The following is a 20842-nucleotide window of genomic DNA, read 5'->3' as shown; positions in this document are numbered from 1 at the left end:
TGCGGATTAATCGCTTATTGCCATCAACCTAAGAAACCCAGCCTTCAGATGGAGTGGCTTTTATCTCAACCTGCTTAACCCGAACTCAGGTTAATGTACTACACTTACCCGCAATCTGCTGTATGTTTCGCTGTGTCTTTTGGTTAGCCCTAATTAGAATAAATCTTCATCTAAGCGTTTGTATAATATAGGGATGATTATTGTGTGTTAGACATCTAGAGTGCCGGAAATACCAGGGATAGCAATATGAATTTGAATATAAAAAAAGCCATTGCCGCAAGTTGAGGCTCTGACTTTCCACGTTTATAGCTCAGTATATTGATATTGATTCTGGTGCAAATCTGTAAACACTCTAACTTTGCACCAGAGTTTTTTCTTCTTCAAAATTATATCTGCCTTGAAAATAGTGACTAGGGACTGAGGCTGGAAAGAGATATTTTCATTCTCTAGTGCCTTCTGCCTTCTGCTTCCTGCCTTATTTTCAAGGCAGGAATATTAAAAAATTAAAGGATGAGGTCACTTGACACTAGTTGTGGTGCTCCTATAAGCCTAATTTCAAAATTAGCCGACAGATTCCCATCAGTATTACCTTGCAGAATACCTCCAGAATAACGGATTTGACCCGGTGCAGAGAATTGGCCACTCCCAATGAAAGTGAAAGCTTGGTTGCCTCCAATAGTGAAGTTGGCATCGATAGTAGATAGATCGATTCGATCGCCTGGTGAGCTGCCGTTTCCACGAAAGTCAGTGATTAAGTCGCGTGACGAAAGTGGACTCTCAGAAGTTGAGTTGTACTTGAAAATATCATTACCCGATCCTCCAGTGAGAATATCTTTGCCAGTACCGCCAGTCAGGATATCATCCCCATCACCGCCGATGAGAGTATCATTACCCGATCCTCCAGTGAGAATATCTTTGCCAGTACCGCCATTCAGGCTATCGTTGCCTGAACCACCGTTAAGAGTATCGTTGCCACCATTACCAAAGAGCTTATCGTTGCCACTACCACCGTTAAGGAAACTGTTGCCATTACCACCTGTAAGCGTACCGTTACCACCACTAATGCTACTGCTATCGCTCTGACCATTATTGCTACTACTGCTATGACTACTAGTGCTGACACTAACACTGCCGCCACTGCTGGAGATTGATATTGAAGTTGCCATTGATGAGTTTCTCCTAAACTTAGAGGGAAAAAAAATTACGTCTTTACTTCCCTATTATAAAACGGCATTGCTGATTAAGAGTATAAATTTGGTTTCCTTTAAAGGCATAAAACAAACAATTTCAAACATGGAATTTAGGAATTTTATACTTTCATTCCACAATGCCGACAAAACAAGGTGAAAAAATCAAAAGTGGGAATATATTCTTGAACAAGCCTGATGGCAACAGGTCTTTGCTATTAAGTTTGAATATTTGAGAATATTTGAGAATATTTAAGAAGTACTAGATATATTTGATGATGTTTTCATCAAAATTGTAGTAAACCTCATTCTATGTCCTTATAACTTATGTTTTCATTCGTTTCAGTTGGAATATACTAATGAATAAGTAGATTTTTTCATACGTAATTATATAGATTTAAAAAAATTCTGGTTGTATTCATAATAACGATACTATAGTATTACCTTCTAACAGACTTTTTTCTATTTATAAAAAATAATAATCAACTTTCTTTTATTCTCTCACCAGATAAAATTGTAAACCTTTGTTCAGATGGGGTTGGTTTTGCATATTGATATTTGTTTAGTGGTTGTTGTAGTTATATATAAGAGATAATTGCTAATAAGTTAAAAGCTTTGTTAGACGCATAACACTAAGAAAAGCCTAAAGATTTGTGTAACTTGAATTCGTTCCCAGTCTTAAAACTGGAAATCTATTTCCAGAGGGCTGCTGCCTATGGTAAAGCCACCGTAGGCGAAGCCTCGCAGAATCAGGGCTGTATTTTAACCTAGTTATGGCGTAAATAAACATACCATTTCAAGTGGCATAAGAGCTTGGAATATAATTATGCATGAACTTTTGAATGCGTAACTTTTGACTTCCGCCTTGCGGTACTAGTGCCATTTCCTTGTTAGACCAGTGCGATCGCTACACCCCTGGCATGACAATTTGGCTATTGTGGCATTATCGCAACAGTTGCGATTGTATTAACTGATTTTTTGGCATTGCTGAATTTGAATATGAAATTCAAAAATCAACTCTTCTCAACTCTTACTTTTTGCGACTCTGCGCCTCTGCATGAAGTCAATTCATATTTGGAATCAGCAACGCCGATTTTTTCATGCATACGCAGCACGATCAAACCCTGGCAAGCATTGGTAATTTTCTATTTTTAGACGTACTTCTGTTAAGTGTAGCTAATATGAGCGACTTGGTTAGTATTTAACTGTGCTTGATTCTTGCAATATCATTCTTGACAGGTTCAAGCTGAGTAAATTTTCTCACGGTTAGAGTATGTTTGGCTTTGTACCTGAATTCTTTTTCAACATTACGCCTCTTGCATCAATCAAAAATAAGAACTCTACTCCTAAGCGCTTGCTCTTAGAAGTAGAGTGTGAAGCGTTTTTGCAAGGGGTCTATTAGATTAGAGGATGATATCGCTTGCTATTAGTGGTGGTGCTCCTGTCAGTCCAATTTCAAACTCAGCCGACAGATCCCCATCAATGTTACCTTGAAGAATACCTGCTGAATAACGAACCTGACGGGCTGCGGTGAATGCGCTAGATCCAATGAAAGTGAAGGCTTGGTTGCCTGCTACACTGGAGTTAGCATCAATAGTAGATAGATCGATTTGATCGCCTGTAAAGATACCGTTGCCAACGAAGTCAGCGATAACATCTCGTAACAAACCAGTAGGACTATCTGAAACTGAGTTGAAATCAAAAACATCGTTGCCAGCACCGCCAATAAGAGAATCAGTCCCAGCACCGCCAGTGAGGATATCGCTGCCAGCACCGCCATTTAGGGTATCATTGCCAGCATTGCCGTTAAGGACATCACTACCAGCACCGCCATTTAGGATATCGTCGCCAGCATTGCCGTTAAGGGTATCACTGCCGACATTGCCGTTGAGGATATCGCTGCCAGCACCGCCATTTAGGATATCGTCACCGACATTGCCGTTAAGTATATCGCTACCAGCATCCCCATTTAGGATATCGTCGCCGACATTGCCGTTAAGTATATCGCTACCAGCACCCCCATTTAAAGCAGGGCGAAAGATAAGTGGGGAACCGTTGATGGTATTGTTGTCATTAAAAATGGTACCGTTGACAATTGCCATTAGTAAGTTTCTCCTGAAGTTAGAGGGTAAAAAATAACTCGTCACTTTCCTATCAGAAAACAGTGTTGCTGATTAAGAGTATGAATTTTGTTCCCCCCAAAGGTGTAAAGTAAACTGTTTCAAATATTGAATTTTTAAGTTTTACACTGTCATTCAGCAACGCCGATAAAACAAGGCAAAGTAATAACGAGTGGCAAGAAATAACTGAAGCACACCTGATTGCAACAGGTCTTTGTTGTTAAGTTTAAAAATTTGACAAGCAATGGATGTATTGATGACGTTGGCATCAAAATTATGCTAATAGTGATGTAATGTCCTTATGTCTTTACTGGTTGCAGTAGTATGCTGCTATAACACAAGCAAACTTCTTTATACAGAAGCACATAGCTTTTAGAACGTTTTGATTTTATTCAGAATCATAATAATATAGTATTACTTTCAAGCTGACTTTTTTCTATCTATAAGAAAGAGTAATTAACCTGATTTAATTCCTCTCACTAAAACAAAATCTGAAACCTATATTCAGATAGAGTTGGTTTCACTTTTTGAGATTTATTTAGTGATTTATCTAGTTATGTATAAGGAAGTAATTGCCAATAACTTAAAAGCCATGTGAACCAGTGCGATCGCTACATCCCTTGCGTCATGACTTGCGTTCTCAAATTCTCTGACATCTTTTTTATTAAGTAGCATCATTGTAACTGTTGCGATTGTATTACCTAATTTTCTGATGTATACGTAGCATAATTTAATAAATATAAACTATAACAGAGGCAAGCTAAACTTATCTCTCTTTGCGACTATTCAATTATCAAAATTCTGCATTCTGCCTTATTTTCAAGGCAGATAATATTAAATTAAAGGATAATGTCGCTTGCTACTAGTTGTGGCGCTCCTGCAAGCCGAATTTCAAACTCAGCCGACAGATCTCCATCAGTGCTACCTTGAAGAATATCTCCTGAATAACGGATTTGACAGATTGATTGCAGAGAATACGCAACTCCCGGTAAAAGTGAAGGCTTGGTTGCCCTCTTTAATAGAGTTGGCGCCGATAGTAGATAGATCGATTTGATCGCCTGCAAGGATACCGTTTCCAACAAAATCAGCGATCGCATCCTGTAACAAACTAGGTTGACTCTCGGAAACGAAGTTGAAATCGAAAACATCGTTACCCGATCCTCCAATCAGAACATCAGTTCCACCAACACCAGTGAGGATACCACTGTTATCAAAATCACCGCTAATCGTATCATTGCCAGATCCGCTAACCAGGCTATCGTTGCCCAATCCCCCTACAAGGCTATCATCACCAGATCCACCGTCAATCTGATCGTTGCCAGATCCGCCGTTAATCGTATCGTTGTCAAATCCGGTATTAATCTTATCGTTGTCAGATCCGCCGTCAATCCGATTGTTCCCCGCTCCGGCGTTAATCGTATCGTTGTTAAATCCGGCGTTAATTTTATCGTCGCCAGATCCGCGGTCAATCCGATTGTTCCCAGATCCGCTGTTAATCGTGTCGTTTCCCACTCCGCCTTGAATTATATATCGTTACCAGATCCGGTGTTAATTATATCGTTGTCTGCTTTGCCATTAATCGTATTGTTGCCATCAAATCCGTTGATGATATTAGGGAGAACAGAAAAAGAATTACCAAGATTGTCAGGGCGATTAGTACCATTAATAGTTGGCATAGCAAATTTATCCTGAATTTAGAGGGTAAAAAATTATCTCGTCACTTCTCCATTAGAAAATGGCGTTACTGATTAAGAGGATAAATTTGCTTTCTGCCTTTAGCAGAAAGAAAACTATTTTAAATATGAAATTTTGGAATTTCACACTTTGATTCAACAATGCCAAGAAAACAAGGTGGAAAAATAACGAGTTGAAAAATATAACAGCAAAGACCTGATTCAAACAGGTCTTTGCTGTTAAGTCTAAAGATTTGAGAGATACTGAATATATTGATAATATTGGTATCAAGATTGATTGTGCCAAGAATCATGTATGTTATGTCTTTGTACTTAATAAATTCACAGTTTTTAATAGTAATCTACTAGCAAATAAGTAGATTACCTCTTATAGAATTTGCATAGATTTTAGAATATTTTTACTGTATTCAGAACAACAATATTTATAATACCTCAAGCAAGCTTTTTTACTTGAAGAAATAATAATTAATTCTTTTTGAATACTCTTGCCATAACGAAACATAAAATCTTTGTTCAAAAAGGCTTTTTTAATAAATATCGGAATCATGGTAGTACAGACGATAGTACTTATTTTTATAAATAAAAAAAGTGGCATTCATTTATCAAAAGTGAATACCACTTTGTATTTATCTAAATTCCTGATAATGAAGATATTTTAGCCAGGTAAAGTTATCCCAGTCACAGCGATCGCACCTGCGATCGCACTGGCACAAAGGGAAGTAATCGCTGTCCCAAATATCCACCACGCAGCATTGGCAACAGTTTTCTTAGTTTCTTCGGCTTGCTTTTTAGTTTGTTCTTGAATCGCTTTCAGGCGTTTTTGGGTTTCTTTCTGGATGCGTTCAGCTCGTTGCAATACGCCATCCCGCGCCGCTTCTATTTGATTAATTATCCGGTTAGCATCCGCCTCGGAAATATCTTCACGAGAACTCAATACAGCAACTAAGGTGTCACGATTGAATTCACTAAGGCGATCGCGCAATGCTTCGAATCCGGCTTGCGGATCGTCAAACACTTTCGTAAAGTCTTGCTTAATGCTTTCATAGTTGAGTTCGGAACGATTCAGGGAGTTGAGATAGTTACGAACTTTGGCAAAAACTCCATCTAGCACTGATTGCACTCTTTGCTGAATCTGTTGGAATCGTTCAACAATCGAGCTGCGAACAGAATCAATTTGATCCACAATTCGGTTAGCTTCCTCTTCTGAGATATCCTCACGTTGGGATAATAGCGCCACAATTGTCGAACGATCAAATTTCGCGGCGCGATCACTTAAACTCTCGATTCCAGCGCGGGGAGAAGATAGCAGCAATTGTAAATCGCGTTTGATTCCTTCGGGGTTGAGTTCTTCTTTGTTGGTATTACGCAGATATTCTTCGAGATTAGCTTCAAAATCTAAAGCTTGTTGAGTGGTGCGCTTGGCTAAACGTCGTGGTGCTCTCAGGATATCACCAATGGCATCTTGAGTGCGATCAATGATCTGATTAACCTGCTCTTGGCTCAAGTCTCCGCGTTGACTCACGAGTTTAACCAAGGTTTCTCGATCGACATTAGATAAGCGATCACGCAGTGCTAAGGCTCCGGCTTGAGGATCGTCGAGTAATTTTTCCAAATCGGCTCTGATACCTTCTGGATTAAGTTCTTCCAAGTTGGTATTGCGGAGATATTCAGCGATCGCTTTTGTAGTCTTTTCGTACTGTTCTTTTGCTTGTTGCGGTACTTGTAAAATACTATCTCTGACTGCTTCAAGCTGATCGAGAGTTTGGTTTACCTGTTCTTCGCTCAAATCTTGACGCTGACTGAGCAATTGTACTAAAGTATCGCGGTCAAATTGCGATAGGCGCGATCGTAAAAGGCTAATTCCGGCTTGAGGATCGTCTAGTAAAACTTTAAACTCACGTTTGATAGCTTCGGGATTGAGTTCGTCTTTATTAGTATTCCGTAGATAGTCTTCAACTCTTTGGCGCAGTTCATCGGCTTTTGCTTTTGCTTGTTCTTGCAATTCTCTAGCACGATTCAAAAGATTATCGCGGTTGCGTTCGAGTTGACTAACAATATTATTAGCTTCCTCTTCGCTGATATCTTGACGCTGACTGAGTAATTGTACAAAAGTATCACGGTCAAATTGCTCGAAGCGGCTACTTAAATCTTCAAAACCAGCTTGTGGATCGTCCAGCAACTTGCCAAAGTCCCGTTCAATACCTTCAGGATTGAGTTCGTCTTTACCCGTCGAACGCAGATAATCTTCGATACGGCTGCGGAAATCTTGCCCTTTTTCTCGCGCTTGAGCCTGTTTGACAGTTTCTAAAACTTCTAGGCGATCGCTTTCCATTTGTTCGGAAATTTCTTTCACCCTAGCTTCGCTAATATCACCACGTTGCTTTAGTAAGTTGGTGAAATATTCTTGATTGATTTCTTCCAACTCTCGTCTGACAGTTGTTGGATCTGCATTTACGTCATAGATGACTTCTTTAAATTCATCTACTAGGGTAATTCGATTAAAGTGCCAAGGGAACGAATGCAATATGTAGTCTTCTACATCTGCCTTAATCGCGTTTTCCAGTGATATTGGTAATTTTGCAGATACTTGCTCAGTTGCTTCCTCTCTAAACTTTTGAAGTTGTTCTGTGATTTGGTCGACATCAACTTCTTGAACTTTTTCTTTCAGTTTTTGCAACTGAGTTGTAATTTTGTTCACATCGATATTAGAAAGGTTTACCCCTTCCAGAACAGCTGGTGCAGCTGCACTTAAGCCATACCTAATAGCTTGCTTGATTACACCATTGCCATTACCACCTCCGATTGTAACCAGTTCTTGAAGCCGTTCACCTAATTGCTCAGAATTAAGTTCTTCAGGAGTAGCAGACTTGAGTAAATTAATTACTTGTTCTGTGGGATTTTTGCGATTTAAAGCTTGTTGCCATGCGCCTTCAAATTGGTCAGCAATGCTATTGATATCTTCTTTAGATAAATCGCCACGGCTGCTGATTAAATCAACAAATGTTTGGTGATCAATATTTTGTAAAAGGTCGCTGTTAGCAACAGATTGTAAATCTGTATCTTTAAGAAGCTGGTCAAATTGACTCCGAATTTCTTTGATATCAAATTTTGGTACTTGTAGAGAACCTAAAGAACTTTGGAGGGTATTTTTAATACCTTCAGAATCAAAACCTGAAGTTAATTCCCGTCGGACTGCGGCTGTAATATCTTCAGCAGTAGAAACTAACTGTTTTTTCGCAGTATTAGCACCGATGCCAGCAGTTGCCGTGCCCATAAGAGTTTGAAAACCAGAAGTGACAGTATTAGATATAGAACCAATTAAAGAGCCTACTGCTGATGAACCCAACCAAATTACTAGTGAAAAATAGGTAGACCAAATGACTACACCAATAATTGCTCCTAAAAATGCACTTTCGATTAGGCTCAGTTTGACTGCTAAAAAACAAGCAATAAATAATGCAATGCTAACGGTTATTAACGCCCAAGTCCCAACTTGAGCTTGACTTTTACGAATCGTCTTGCCCAAAGTTTCAGACTCATCATCAGAATCTGAATCAATTTCCCAAGATGAAATTCCCACAGCAACTGAAAAATTTGTCAATAATAATTGAAAGGCAAATGCCATCAAAACCCCAGCTAGCAGTGCCACCAACAATTTAGGCCCAGAAAAAACAACTGACGCTTCTTCTGGAGTTAGTAGTTCCTGAGCTAAAGTTATCGGTGCTAATCCAAAAGGTAGCCGATTCCACTCTAAAATAGTTAAAAAACCTTGAAACATAGGATTTTCTCACTTTTACTCAACTATATACCCATTTATAAAATGGCTTGTTTATCAGCTTAATTACTATTTATAAAAACTGGTACTTTCTTAGGTAATAGGTTTATTTGCCATAAGTCGTATTTAAAAATATAAATATTTTTTTATTTATTTTAAATAGAATAATGTATATTTTATAGCTTGGTTAAAATCTGGAAAATAAAGTTTATTTAACAAAAGTAAACTTTATAAAACTGTATCTACTGATATAGCAGGTTCGGAACGAGTGAGTTACAGTAGTAATCGGTAAAAAATAATATTTTTTGACATTATTCTTTTGTTGCGAAAAATTAAAAGTATAAATAACTATATGTATAAACTTGAGAAAACAAAACATATTTTATAGTTGCTCTAAGATTTAGTTACTAACTTTAGATAAAATCACCTATATCTAATGATAGAGATAAAAATTCTTCCAAGGGATTGATGAAAAATAAACAGAAACATGTATAAATGAGGATTACTACAAGCTATGAATTAGTAAATAATTGATTTTTGCTGAGGAGAGAGAATAATGGTTGTAGGTGTAAATAAACGTGCTGTAGGTGTATTTTCTAATCGTCGAGATGTTGAACGTGCCCTACATGAATTAAAAAAAGTTGGCTTTGACATGGACAGAGTTTCTGTCATTACACAAGATGGAGATAAAGATGATATTGCTGGCGCGGATGTGAGTGATCGCGTGGGCGATCAATCCGATGAAGGCGCTAAAGTTGGAGCAGCTACAGGTGGTGCTTTGGGCGGATTGACTGGCTTATTAGTTGGTCTTGGTACTTTAGCAATACCTGGAATTGGGCCAATTATGTTAGCCGGAGCCGCAGCAACTACCCTAGCTACAACTCTTGCTGGTGTTGGTATTGGTGCAGTAGCTGGTAGTTTGCTTGGTGCATTAATTGGTTTAGGAATTCCTGAAGAACGAGCTAGAGTTTATGACGAACGTGTTAGACGAGGACACTACTTAGTCATTGTCGATGGTACAGATGCAGAAATTCTAAGAGCAGAAGCAATTTTAAATAATCAGGGTGTGGAAGAGTTTGGTATTTACGAACACCCAGATGCGACGAATGCAGCCACTGGTTATGTGACTCCAGCTGCGACTGCGGGTTATAGTGGTGTTGCCAAACGTGCGATCGGGGTATTTTCTCATCGTCGAGATGCTGAAGTAGCAATTACAGAACTGCGAGATGCAGGTTTTTCTTTGAATCAAGTCTCCATCATTGCCAAAGATACAAACGGTCATGGAATCGGTGGTGTAGATGTAGACAGAAATGTTGGTACTGGTAATAAAGCAGATGATGGTGCTAAAGCTGGAGCCGCTACAGGTGGTGTTTTAGGCGGCTTGACTGGCTTATTAGTTGGACTTGGAACTCTAGCAATTCCTGGGATTGGGCCCGTAATTGCAGGCGGCGCAGTTGCAACAACTTTAGCGACAACATTAACTGGTGGTGCGATCGGTGCAGCCGCCGGGAGTATTGTAGGCGCACTCGTTGGCTTGGGAATTCCTGAAGACAAAGCGCGAGTATATAGCGATCGCTTCCAAAGAGGCGACTACTTAGTAATTCTTGATGGTACGGAAGCTGAAATCCGCCATGCTGAAGCGATTCTCAAACATCGAGGTATTGAAGAATTTGCAATCTATGATGCCACAGAGATTAGTGAATATCGCCCAGGTTCCGACCGAGTAAGTGATCGTGATGCAGCAGTAGTCGATCCCATTCGCCCCAATTACTCAACAGAGACTAATAGAAACGATCCTTCTGTAATTATTGTTGATCGTCGTGATGAAGTACTTTAACTGAAGTAGTTTTTACTCACAATAATTAAACAAAATTGCAGGAGTAATAATTTGAAAACTTTGCCTCTATTAAAGAAAACTTGCTCCTCATTTTTGCCGTAAATATCAACAAATTTCATTTTCGGATTCAGAATTAAACCAATGAAAAAGCTAACCCCCTTCGTAATTAGTTGCCTTTTAGTATTTGGTGTTGCTGCTTGTGATAACGCTTCTAAAACAAGTGTATCTGCACCCAATAATCCTAATGAGGCTCCCCAAACACCGAGTGAAAAAACAACAGAAGCTTCTCAAAAAGATGCACAAAGTGAAGTTCGTAGAAGACAGTTAAATGAGGATATTCGTGCCCGGGAACAGCGCAATAATACTACTGGTGGCGATACAAAAAGAGCTAAAGCTGATTTAGAAAGTGAAATTCGTTCTAAATTGGAGGCTAATATCCCCAAGAGTCAACTAACAGTTAATGCCGCAGACGGTGGTGTTGTAACTGTCGCTGGAACTGTTACCAATCAGCAGGAGTTAGCTAAAATTGAAAAATTAGCTAAGGAAATTAAAGGTGTCACTAGTGTAGTTGTGAAAGCAACTGTTGCCGCACCAACTAATTAGGGCAGCTAACAATAAATTTAATTGAGCAGGTAAGTGTAAACAGATTTAAATGCTCCTGCTATTGAGTGGTCAGTAATAAGTTTAACTGACCACTAATAATTGACAACTGACGGCCCTAATAAATATATTTATTGATGCTCAGTTCAGTTATACAAAGTCTTGTAGTTACCAAACATAAAAACTATGGAAACCGAACAACAGCAACGTGAATCCATCAATGCTTCCTTATCACAAGGTACGCTAGCACTTGAAGGTACTGATGCTACAAACTTCCCAAAGTTACCACCAGCACCTGAGCCTGAATCTCAATGGCAGCAAATTAGCAGACAAATTTCTCAGTTTTTAGAGCAACTGCCGCAATACCTAAGTGAATTTTTTCAGAACTATAAACAGCCTTTAATAACTGTTGCTTTAATTTTGGCAGCGATTGTTACAGCTAGGCTAGTACTAGCATTACTAGCTGCAATTCATGATATTCCACTACTATCACCACTTTTTGAATTAGTTGGAATTAGTTACACCAGTTGGTTTATTTTCCGTTATCTACTGAAGGCTTCAACTCGGCAAGAATTAGCCGATGAAATTCAATTACTGAAAAATAAATTTGTGGGTGAGTAAATTTAATTACTATTAAACTATGATTTACACGGGCAACTAGAATTTGCAACTACACAAACTCTCGTCCGTCTCTACGGAATTGGGTAAAGCCTTTTAGTAGTTGCAGTTTTTAATTGCCCTTTTATTGTTAAGTCGACTTCAACCAAAACCCTTGTTCTACCCAAGAAATGTAAATTCACAGTATTTAATCGGATTCTATCTTAGTCTTTTGGATACATCAAAAGATAGAGAACGTCAGATTATTTTTAAATTTAAGTCACTTCTCAAGATAGTAGTTCGGAGATAAAAAACAGCCTAATCTGGTTTTTGAAGTTATTTAATAGATTCTTTAACGAGGACATAAATTATGGCTAATGAAGCAGTTAAGAGAGATACAGATTCATCCGATAGAGCGGAAGTTGATAATTATGATCGCGGCATTATCCCTGCTGAAACTGCCGCTCGAATAGAAAGAGAAGGAGATAAGTTCAAAACAACTCCCACCGAAGAACGGGAAGCAGATGCACCTACTGACGATCAAACCGATTCAGAAAGTATACGTACCACCGACGGCTATACCATAGATAATGAAGGTTTGTCTAATAACTATGCAATTGAACCGGAAATGTATTACGAAGAACCGGGTGATGCACGCCAGCAAGCGGCAGAAGAAAAGGCACAACGTATTGAAGAACTTGGAGAAGTTAATCAGGATGAAGAAGGCAAGTTGACAGACAAAGGTGATAGTCGAGGTAGAGGACCAGGAATAGTTTAATTAAAAAGATTATACTTTTACTGGGTGCAATTACACGTAAGAAGGCTAAATAAGTGGTTTTTAGAGACGCAATTATTGCGTCTCTAATTTTATGGCCGAATAGCGGTACGATTAAACGGACTTCTTCGCGAATGCTGGATACGGTGCTAGTGGCAATATCTGGTAGTCAACGTAATCAACCTTGATCAGTGGAAAGCTGTCGATTATCTTTTGCAGATGCTCCGGTGACTCCGCTTCAAACAGAACGGCTGCGCCACGGTTTTTTATGTTTAGCGCCCATACTTGACGCAGACTTCCCTCTGCGTAAAGAACTTGCGCTTGTGCCTGCTCTTCGAGTTCCCGTTCCTGGAAGTCAGGGGGCATTCCGTCAGTCTCAAATTTCTGTTTAGGTGTGAAGATAACAAGATATTGCATAGGACACTTCTGTTAGGCTTGCTTGATTGTGAAAACCGGACAGGAAAGGAGGCATACTGTATGGGAAAGCAGATGCCAAGCCTCAACGAACACGCTGCTGGCTGGCCCCAAAAAGAGAGTGTGTTCAAAGAGTTCTTAACTATTTGCGATAGTAACGGCTTGATGGATGTATTCGTTGCTGTCAAGCTGGGCAAGCATGAAGGCAGCCAGGTCAGTACGTGTAATTTTATGGGCTTTCTCACCCGTTTCGCTATCGAAAACTCGAACGTTTCCCTTAGCAGGGTCGTCGTTAAGGATGGCTGGGCGAAGAATTACCCAGTCCAGACCGCTTGATTCAACAGCAGACTCCATTGCCGCTTTGTCCTTGTCCGCGCCGCGCAAGAAAGTCGAAACAAGTAAGCGCTCATACAGGGTGGCATTTGCCTCACTTTCTCCTTCACCAATCATGGATGTTACCACCAGACGGCGCACGCCGTTTCGCTGCATGGCAGCGATGATTGTGTTGGCGGCACTCGATTCGAGCGTAGTTTCCTTATAAGGCGTTTTGCCACCAATTGTATCAACAACAGCGTCTTGACCGACTACTGCTGCGTCTATCGCAACACTGTCGGTGGCATCACCTTCAATAACACGAACGTCTGAAACCTCGTATTCGTCAGCTTTGTGAACGAATGCCGTGACCTGATGTCCAGCAGCCACAGCCTGTTCAACTACAGCTCTACCAGTCTTGCCAGCGGCTCCTATGACTAATACTTTCATGTTTTAACGCTCCTATGTAACATTTAGTGGGTTTTCCGATTAGAGAAATGCGGCTTTGATTAAAATCTCCCTTTTTTGACATCACTAGTATGATTTATCAATTCATGCAGATAAAGATAGTTTTTATGGATTGATTGTTTATAATGCTGAACAATAAGTTTTGATAATCTCAACGCAGCGAGTACAAGGTATGGATGACGTGAACGCTGTTTTAATATTTCTCAAAGTCGCACAACTGGGAGGATTTATTGCAGCAGCACGATCGCTGGACTTGCCTAAATCTACCGTCAGTCTGAAGGTGAATGAGCTAGAGCAACGGCTAGGAGTCCGATTATTTCATCGCACGACGCGGCGGGTTTCTTTAACTGAAGAAGGACGACTGTATTACGAAAACTGTTTACCCATTATTGATGCGTTACATGACGGTGATGATGCGATCGCTAGCTTACAGGGGCATCCGCAAGGCACTGTACGAGTGACAGCCACCGTGTTGTTTGTGCAGTCTTTTCTCGCACCTAATTTGCCGGAGTTTCTGCTGACCTACCCCGATATTCAAGTGATTCTCCATGCAACGACTGAATACAAAGATATTGTCAAAGAAGGGTACGATCTAGCGATTCGGATTGGGGAATTGCACGATTCATCCCTGATCGTGCGGCGGATTAGCACAGATCGCATGAAACTCTTTGCCAGCGCGACCTATCTCAAAACTGCTGGCGAACCAAGAGCGATCGCTGATTTGACCAGTCATCCGCTACTTTGTATGGCTCATCGTCAGAACGATATAAGCTGGACATTGCACAATCAACAGCAGGAAACAGTAACGCTCTCCTTTCGTCCACGACTACTCAGCAATGATGTTGCCCCGATTTATCAAGCAATCGTTGCTGGGGTAGGAATTGGGCTGATGCCGGAATTTCTATTTCAGCAGCAGTTACAGAGTGGAAATATAGTAAACGTCTTGTCTCAATGGTCACTGGCTCCAGTCCCAATTAACGCACTTTATCCTAGCCGAAAATATATTCCGATGAAAGTCAAGGTCTTTGTAGAGTTCCTTGAGCAAAAGATGCGATCGCGTGACTTCCAGAAAATAAACTGATACTGTTGGCGAACTTAATAATTCACCCAAAAGTGGGAGAATTGCAAAGTAATGAAACTAAGGCTTTTGCCTAATACTTATCTATAAGACACACTCGCGTTAGCTCAGTACAAATGCCTGCCGATTCCTTAAATAATTAGTGGCTCAAGTTCCCGATTATGCCATTGCCGCTGATGCCATTCGGCAACCAAAGGACGGACAATAAACTTGGGCTGTCCATCGCCTTTAACGTCAATACGTAAACTTGAATAAGGTCGTCGCTTTTGAAAACCTTGACCGTTGCGACCGATGAAAAAATGCGATCGCGCCACTAATTTTTTCTCTTCCATCAAATCTGCTCCCTCAATCCGTTGGCGTCTTAAACTAAACCCGCTACCGCCACAAACAATCCAGTGGATATGAGAATCAGCGTGTCCTGTATCCATTGTCTGTATGTGTTCCAAGCAGTGCGCATGACCGTTTAATACCAAATCGATCAATGGACGCTCTTGAGTCAGGGAACCGATTTCTTTCGCTACCGCATCCAGCACACCACGCAGGCGATCGCGAACGATCAGAGTTTGTGCTTGTTGCCACTTTGTCGCCTCAGTTACATAAGGTGGATGATGAAAATAAATCACCCTTCCCCGAACTTCACTATTATTCCAAGATTCAATTAATCTTTGTTTGAGCCATTCCAGTTGTTCGATATCTGTCAGCGTTGTTTTATTTGTGGCTAGTTGCTTATCGATATCAACAATAAGTTCTTCAATTTGTGATAGCTTGGCGTGGAAGTCGTCTAATTGATCGGCTTCATTGGGATTTTCCGGACGAAGCTTGGATGAATTTTCAATGATTTCTAGCTTTTCTTGCTCGAATTCTTCACGGCGTTTTTCTAAGAGTTTGCGATCGGCATCACCTTCTTTTGTTTTAGGCAGCGGTGGTGGATCGTTAAATGTATTAGAATCCAAGGCAAAGAAATCAATACCACCATAGCGAAAAGTGTAATAGCGATTGGGAAGACGGGTAAATTGTCCAGGTTGATAGGAAAGACAACGACCTGTATCTGTCTTGGCTGTGTAGTACCGATCTAAATGGCTATCTAACTCTCCTGGAAGCTGAAACGCCTTCAGATAATCGAGAAATGCCTTTGCATAAGCGTCACCACATCCTGAGCCATGCAAGCCCACATCTAGGTCTAACCGCGATCGCAACAGCTGACGAATGGGTAATGTTGTTAAAGATGCCAAGCTCAATAAAATCGGCAAGTTATAGTAATCATGATTTCCCAGCACTGGTAAAATAGGCAGCTTAAAAACCATTTGGTCATAAGCAATCCGTTTAGGATGCTCTCCGCCCAAGATAAACTCTCGGTAAGGCTCAATGAAATTTTGCTGATAATATTCACTCGATCCCACTAAATAAATCACATCCCCGGTATGCAGCATAAACCGGGATTCATTGTGATGGGGCAGCATGAGTTCGGCCACCTGTCGCTGGGGATTGTGTCCCCGATGCCTGCCGGAACCACTATCACCGACAACTAAAAATGAGAACTCAGAATTGTCTGTTTGACCATCTTCCAAAACCAGCCGAGTTTGGTCAATATCCCGTTCTACAATTAACGGATCTTGCCACCGTACCCGCTGATTCATTTTCCGAATTTTATTAGCGATCGTTGGATCAGATACAAGTTTCAATGCAACCTACTCCTGAGTTTTCAATTGAAGGGGAGCAGGGGAGAAATCAATTCAAAATTCAAAATTCAAAATTCAAAATTGAAGATTCAATCCCAATGCCCAATGCCCCCTGCCCTTATTCTCCTGCTGTATCTTTCATCTCAATAGTCAGATTAGGAAGTCCCTCTAGTTTTTCGGTAGGCTCAACTTCTTCTACTAATGGCACGAAAATTCTTAAGCCTGCTGGTACACACTTAATTTCTACAGGTGTTGTGCCTACTATTTCACCATCTAGAACAACTTTTTGTGGTGGCTCAGTTGTAATTTTAAATTGTTTGGCTCGCAAAAAGCCAATATCATCTCGTTCTACGGCGTTACCTGTAGAAGCTGTTTGAAATAGATGAAATGTGGCAGCGATCGCTCCTGCCTTGTTAGTTGGAGCGACAATTGTTAAATCTAGTAACCCATCATCATAAATCAGACCTGCTGGACCTTGAGCTAAAACTGAAGTGGGAGGCGCGGCATTTGCTACCGTTACTGCACTAGCACTAGTTTTAATTATCCTATCTTCAGTTTCAATTTCAACATCAAAGCTTTTTAAATTTCTTAATTGCTGGATTCCTGCCAAAACGTAGGCCATTATCCCAAAGCGATTTTTAGAGTCTCGATCTGCCAATTCTACAGTTTCAGCTTCAAAGCCAATACCTGCTAAGAGTACCATTGGCCGCTCGTTGCAATAGGCTACATCTACATGGGTAGTTGCTCCCTGCAATATTGTGTTACACGCACCTGCGATCGTGTCAGGAATTCCTAAGGCTGTGGCAAAAGCATTCGCTGTTCCTCTGGAAATAATGCCAAATGGGATATTGGTTCCCACTACCGCCGCCGCCGCTATTGAGAGAGTACCATCCCCCCCGGAAGCAATGATTGCCTCTACTCCTCGTTCTAATGCTTGATATGCCAGTTGGTCAGCATCGATTTCTTCAGTTGTAAAATAAATATCTAGATCGATATCTGGCTCTAATATTGCCCGAATTTCTGCTAGCTCTGTATCTGGGTCGCCCTGACCCGCAACAGGATTAAAGATGAGACAGGCGGAACGATTCATAAGGGATAATAAATTAAGCTTGGATAACTAATGAAGATAGCAAATTATTTTTAGCATTCCTGTAAATTTTCAACTTCCCTTTTGGGGCTGAGTTTTCTAGAAGATATATAGAGCAAGTTCAGCGTGATGTGGAAGTTTGAGTTATATCGTTCCTGATTTTTTAGCATTTGACCTTATTATCAGGCAATTGAGTTGAATACTGAGAATTGGTCAAATTATAGTTAAGATTTCATTCGATGGTTAGCAATATCTGATGCATTTCGCCGACTCCAATTATGAAAGCACAACTATCGCTTTGTGCAGATATGCATACAACGCTTTGAGTCGCGAGGTTTATAATCAACGCGAAAAATATACCTACTCCCCACTCCCCTCTATTATTTGAGATTCCTCAAACAAGCTTTTGGTAAAGAATTGTAATCCAAAATCCCAAATCCAAAACCCAAAATTCGTATGGGTCACTGACTACGGTAGTCTAGATGAGAGTGAATTTTATCGCCTGCGATATTATATTGTTTTATGACTTCAGTTGTTTCTAGTCCCCCACGCACTATTCGCATCGGCTCGCGCAAAAGCCAACTTGCTCTGGTTCAGACCTACTGGGTACAAGAGCAACTCAAAAATTGCTATCCAGATATCACTTTTGAAGTCCATACCATGTCTACCCAAGGCGATAAAATCTTGGATGTAGCATTAGCTAAGATTGGCGATAAAGGACTTTTTACTAAAGAACTTGAACTCGGAATGCTCAATCAAGAGATTGACTTTGCCGTACATTCTCTCAAGGATCTGCCGACTCACTTACCAGAAGGGTTAACGTTAGCAGCAATTACTGAACGAGAAAATCCAGCAGATGCATTAGTGGTGCATGAAAAGCACAAAGATAAACAAATCGATACGTTACCAGAAGGTGCGGTAATTGGTACATCTTCGCTACGGCGGTTAGCACAGTTACGCCACCACTTCCCCCACTTTACTTTTAAGGATGTGCGGGGAAACTTAATTACCCGGTTGGCAAAACTGGATGCAGGCGAATACGATGCTTTGATTTTGGCAGCAGCAGGGTTAGAGAGATTGGGAATGAGCGATCGCACTCATCAAATTCTTCCCAAAGAAATCTCGCTCCACGCTGTTGGACAAGGTGCTTTAGGGATAGAATGCCGTGCTGATGATAGTGAATTACTATCTCTACTCAAAGCGATCGAACATCCCCAAACACGCGATCGCTGTCTTGCCGAACGATCTTTTCTTCGCTCTTTAGAGGGTGGATGTCAAGTACCTATCGGTGTAAATACAGAAATATCTGGTGAAAATTTGACCTTAACTGGGATAGTCGCCAGTGTAGATGGTCAAAAGTTCGTCAAAGATAGCGTTACCGGGATTGCCAATAACGCCGAAGCACTTGGCACAGAACTAGCAGAACTGTTGCGAAAACAGGGAGCGCAAGAAATTTTATCAGAAATTTTTGCGGTGATTCAACGCGGTTCCTAAGCAATTGAGCAAGCCGATGTGATTAGATAATAATTGATCGCCGTTGCACTAAGTGCCAGACGCGACAAATCGCGTTGGTCGGGATCAGAAAGTTAAGACAATTACAGAACCGGGGAAGCAAAAATTACCATGCGGATTCTATTTGTTGCAGCAGAGGCAGCACCAGTGGCGAAAGTAGGAGGAATGGGTGATGTTGTCGGGGCATTACCTAAAATCCTCAGAGAAATGGGGCATGATGTGCGGATATTCTTGCCTTACTACGGCTTCCTGCCAGACAAAATGGAAATTCCCTATGAACCCATCTGGTGGGGAGATGCAATGTTCCAGCATTTTGCAGTGTATGAAAGTATTCTGCCTGGTACTGATGTTCCCTTGTACTTATTTGGACATCCGGCCTTTATGCCGCGCCGCATCTATTCTGGAGAAGATGAAGATTGGCGGTTCACATTGTTTGCTAATGCCGCAGCCGAGTTTGCCTGGAATTACTGGAAGCCAGAAATTATCCATTGCCACGATTGGCATACAGGGATGATTCCGGTGTGGATGCATCAAGATCCTGATATCAGCACAGTGTTTACCATTCATAATCTGGCTTATCAAGGACCGTGGCGTTGGTATTTAGAGAGAATCACTTGGTGTCCTTGGTATATGCAAGGACACAACACAATGGCGGCGGCAGTGCAATTTGCCGATAAGGTAAATACAGTTTCGCCCACCTATGCCGAGCAAATCAAGACACCTGCTTACGGTGAAACATTAGAAGGTTTGCTGTCTTTTATTAGCGGAAAATTATCTGGGATTATTAACGGTATTGATACCGAAGTTTATAACCCAGAGAATGATAAATACATTGAGCAAACCTTCACTGCTGATACTTTAGAAAAACGCAAAGCCAATAAAGTTGCTTTGCAACAAGAACTAGGATTAGAAGTCAACTCCAAAGCCTTTTTTATTGGAATTGTTACCCGATTAGTGGAACAAAAAGGCATTGATTTGATATTGCAAATCCTTGATCGCTTTCTATCTTATACAGATTCACAGTTTGTACTGTTGGGTACAGGCGATCGCTATTATGAAACTCAGATGTGGCAGTTAGCATCCCGCTTTCCGGGACGTATGGCAACTTACTTGCTATATAACGATGCCCTATCTCGTCGGATCTACGCTGGCACTGATGCCTTCTTGATGCCCAGTCGTTTTGAACCATGCGGTATTAGCCAAATGATGGCTTTGCGCTACGGTTCTGTGCCGATTGTCCGCCGCACAGGTGGACTAGTTGATACTGTAAGCCACCACGACCCTGAAAATGGTACTGGTACTGGTTATTGCTTTGACCGCTATGAACCGTTAGACCTTTTCACCTCTATGATCCGGGCTTGGGAAGGCTTCCGTTTCAAACCGCAATGGCTAGAACTACAAAAACGGGGCATGAGTCAAAACTTTAGTTGGTATCAATCTGCCAAGCAGTATGTGAAATTGTACAGGTCAATTTACGGTTTGCCAGAAGAAGAAGAAAAGACACCAGAACCGGAGTTGGTTTTAAACGAAGCAGTCACCAGTAGTAAGTCCTAAACCGTCAGTAGAAGCGTACAGATGTACGTTTCTACTCCTAACTTTGAATAACTCAAATTACTATAGCAGTTCCTGCTTGAGTGCAATACAGTATGGGATGATGGAGTATATCAACGTCTAAGTGCCTGTAGAATGAAACCTTACTCCTGTGAT

The 20842-nt window shown here is 40.9% G+C and carries 17 protein-coding genes; 7 read left to right on the top strand and 10 right to left on the bottom strand.

Features of this window, described 5'->3' with window-relative positions; translation table 11 throughout:
- Window positions 1-503: 503 nt before the first annotated feature.
- From V7K89_RS27165 to V7K89_RS27140, 6 genes are all read right to left on the bottom strand, one after another.
- Window positions 504-1166, bottom strand: a complete 663-nt coding sequence (locus tag V7K89_RS27165; protein WP_335192774.1) for a M10 family metallopeptidase C-terminal domain-containing protein — start codon at window positions 1164-1166, stop codon at window positions 504-506.
- 1424 nt (window positions 1167-2590) lie between these two features.
- Window positions 2591-3289: a calcium-binding protein gene (locus V7K89_RS27160; RefSeq protein ID WP_335192771.1), complete on the bottom strand. Its 699-nt coding sequence runs from the start codon at window positions 3287-3289 to the stop codon at window positions 2591-2593.
- Between the two features lie 564 nt (window positions 3290-3853).
- Window positions 3854-3985, bottom strand: a complete 132-nt coding sequence (locus tag V7K89_RS27155; RefSeq protein ID WP_335192769.1) for a hypothetical protein — start codon at window positions 3983-3985, stop codon at window positions 3854-3856.
- 243 nt (window positions 3986-4228) lie between these two features.
- The gene (locus V7K89_RS27150; protein WP_335192767.1) at window positions 4229-4819 is read right to left on the bottom strand and encodes a calcium-binding protein; all 591 of its coding nucleotides are present in this window, start codon (window positions 4817-4819) and stop codon (window positions 4229-4231) included.
- 11 nt (window positions 4820-4830) lie between these two features.
- Window positions 4831-4983 carry a hypothetical protein gene (locus V7K89_RS27145; RefSeq protein WP_335192765.1) on the bottom strand — a complete coding sequence of 51 codons (153 nt, stop codon included), beginning with the start codon at window positions 4981-4983 and terminating at the stop codon, window positions 4831-4833.
- A 673-nt stretch (window positions 4984-5656) separates the two neighbouring features.
- Window positions 5657-8779: an MFS transporter gene (locus V7K89_RS27140; RefSeq protein ID WP_335192763.1), complete on the bottom strand. Its 3123-nt coding sequence runs from the start codon at window positions 8777-8779 to the stop codon at window positions 5657-5659.
- Window positions 8780-9332: 553 nt separating this feature from the next.
- Here V7K89_RS27140 and V7K89_RS27135 point away from each other — a divergent pair.
- From V7K89_RS27135 to V7K89_RS27120, 4 genes are all read left to right on the top strand, one after another.
- Window positions 9333-10613, top strand: a complete 1281-nt coding sequence (locus tag V7K89_RS27135) for a histidine kinase (protein ID WP_335192760.1) — start codon at window positions 9333-9335, stop codon at window positions 10611-10613.
- A gap of 141 nt (window positions 10614-10754) precedes the next feature.
- Entirely contained in the window at window positions 10755-11216 is a 462-nt protein-coding gene (locus V7K89_RS27130; RefSeq protein ID WP_335192758.1) for a BON domain-containing protein, read from the top strand.
- A gap of 183 nt (window positions 11217-11399) precedes the next feature.
- The gene (locus tag V7K89_RS27125) at window positions 11400-11834 is read left to right on the top strand and encodes a CAAD domain-containing protein (protein WP_335192756.1); all 435 of its coding nucleotides are present in this window, start codon (window positions 11400-11402) and stop codon (window positions 11832-11834) included.
- A gap of 346 nt (window positions 11835-12180) precedes the next feature.
- Window positions 12181-12588 carry a hypothetical protein gene (locus V7K89_RS27120; RefSeq protein ID WP_335192754.1) on the top strand — a complete coding sequence of 136 codons (408 nt, stop codon included), beginning with the start codon at window positions 12181-12183 and terminating at the stop codon, window positions 12586-12588.
- A gap of 111 nt (window positions 12589-12699) precedes the next feature.
- Here V7K89_RS27120 and V7K89_RS27115 read toward each other — a convergent pair whose 3' ends face one another.
- The gene (locus V7K89_RS27115; protein ID WP_335192752.1) at window positions 12700-13002 is read right to left on the bottom strand and encodes a muconolactone Delta-isomerase family protein; all 303 of its coding nucleotides are present in this window, start codon (window positions 13000-13002) and stop codon (window positions 12700-12702) included.
- A 135-nt stretch (window positions 13003-13137) separates the two neighbouring features.
- Complete coding sequence (locus V7K89_RS27110) at window positions 13138-13761, bottom strand: NAD(P)-dependent oxidoreductase (protein WP_335192750.1); 624 nt, start codon at window positions 13759-13761, stop codon at window positions 13138-13140.
- A 190-nt stretch (window positions 13762-13951) separates the two neighbouring features.
- Here V7K89_RS27110 and V7K89_RS27105 point away from each other — a divergent pair, with 190 nt between their 5' ends.
- On the top strand, window positions 13952-14860 hold the full coding sequence (locus tag V7K89_RS27105) for a LysR family transcriptional regulator (protein ID WP_335192748.1): 909 nt from the start codon (window positions 13952-13954) through the stop codon (window positions 14858-14860).
- A gap of 128 nt (window positions 14861-14988) precedes the next feature.
- On the opposite strand, the gene V7K89_RS27100 is transcribed toward V7K89_RS27105, so the two are convergent.
- Both V7K89_RS27100 and V7K89_RS27095 read right to left on the bottom strand, forming a co-directional pair.
- Window positions 14989-16539 (bottom strand): metallophosphoesterase family protein, encoded by a 1551-nt coding sequence (locus V7K89_RS27100; protein WP_335192745.1) that lies wholly within the window; start codon window positions 16537-16539, stop codon window positions 14989-14991.
- Between the two features lie 115 nt (window positions 16540-16654).
- On the bottom strand, window positions 16655-17626 hold the full coding sequence (locus V7K89_RS27095) for a YegS/Rv2252/BmrU family lipid kinase (RefSeq protein WP_335192743.1): 972 nt from the start codon (window positions 17624-17626) through the stop codon (window positions 16655-16657).
- Between the two features lie 519 nt (window positions 17627-18145).
- Here V7K89_RS27095 and hemC point away from each other — a divergent pair.
- Together hemC and glgA are read left to right on the top strand one after the other, a co-directional pair.
- Window positions 18146-19117 (top strand): hydroxymethylbilane synthase, encoded by a 972-nt coding sequence (hemC, locus tag V7K89_RS27090; protein WP_335192741.1) that lies wholly within the window; start codon window positions 18146-18148, stop codon window positions 19115-19117.
- 129 nt (window positions 19118-19246) lie between these two features.
- Window positions 19247-20689 carry a glycogen synthase GlgA gene (glgA, locus tag V7K89_RS27085; protein ID WP_335192739.1) on the top strand — a complete coding sequence of 481 codons (1443 nt, stop codon included), beginning with the start codon at window positions 19247-19249 and terminating at the stop codon, window positions 20687-20689.
- Window positions 20690-20842 lie beyond the last annotated feature (153 nt).

The sequence above is a fragment of the Nostoc sp. genome, assembly GCF_036917515.1.
Taxonomy (GTDB): domain Bacteria; phylum Cyanobacteriota; class Cyanobacteriia; order Cyanobacteriales; family Nostocaceae; genus Nostoc.
Note: the sequence above shows the minus strand (reverse complement) of the source record. Positions and strands in the feature narration are given on the sequence as shown.

Coding starts and splice junctions, on each gene's coding strand:
- V7K89_RS27165 (WP_335192774.1), bottom strand. CDS start 1,166: ATGGCAACTTCAATATCAATCTCCAGCAGTGGCGGCAGTGTTAGTGTC.
- V7K89_RS27160 (WP_335192771.1), bottom strand. CDS start 3,289: ATGGCAATTGTCAACGGTACCATTTTTAATGACAACAATACCATCAAC.
- V7K89_RS27155 (WP_335192769.1), bottom strand. CDS start 3,985: ATGATGCTACTTAATAAAAAAGATGTCAGAGAATTTGAGAACGCAAGT.
- V7K89_RS27145 (WP_335192765.1), bottom strand. CDS start 4,983: ATGCCAACTATTAATGGTACTAATCGCCCTGACAATCTTGGTAATTCT.
- V7K89_RS27140 (WP_335192763.1), bottom strand. CDS start 8,779: ATGTTTCAAGGTTTTTTAACTATTTTAGAGTGGAATCGGCTACCTTTT.
- V7K89_RS27135 (WP_335192760.1), top strand. CDS start 9,333: ATGGTTGTAGGTGTAAATAAACGTGCTGTAGGTGTATTTTCTAATCGT.
- V7K89_RS27130 (WP_335192758.1), top strand. CDS start 10,755: ATGAAAAAGCTAACCCCCTTCGTAATTAGTTGCCTTTTAGTATTTGGT.
- V7K89_RS27125 (WP_335192756.1), top strand. CDS start 11,400: ATGGAAACCGAACAACAGCAACGTGAATCCATCAATGCTTCCTTATCA.
- V7K89_RS27120 (WP_335192754.1), top strand. CDS start 12,181: ATGGCTAATGAAGCAGTTAAGAGAGATACAGATTCATCCGATAGAGCG.
- V7K89_RS27115 (WP_335192752.1), bottom strand. CDS start 13,002: ATGCAATATCTTGTTATCTTCACACCTAAACAGAAATTTGAGACTGAC.
- V7K89_RS27110 (WP_335192750.1), bottom strand. CDS start 13,761: ATGAAAGTATTAGTCATAGGAGCCGCTGGCAAGACTGGTAGAGCTGTA.
- V7K89_RS27105 (WP_335192748.1), top strand. CDS start 13,952: ATGGATGACGTGAACGCTGTTTTAATATTTCTCAAAGTCGCACAACTG.
- V7K89_RS27095 (WP_335192743.1), bottom strand. CDS start 17,626: ATGAATCGTTCCGCCTGTCTCATCTTTAATCCTGTTGCGGGTCAGGGC.
- hemC (WP_335192741.1), top strand. CDS start 18,146: ATGACTTCAGTTGTTTCTAGTCCCCCACGCACTATTCGCATCGGCTCG.
- glgA (WP_335192739.1), top strand. CDS start 19,247: ATGCGGATTCTATTTGTTGCAGCAGAGGCAGCACCAGTGGCGAAAGTA.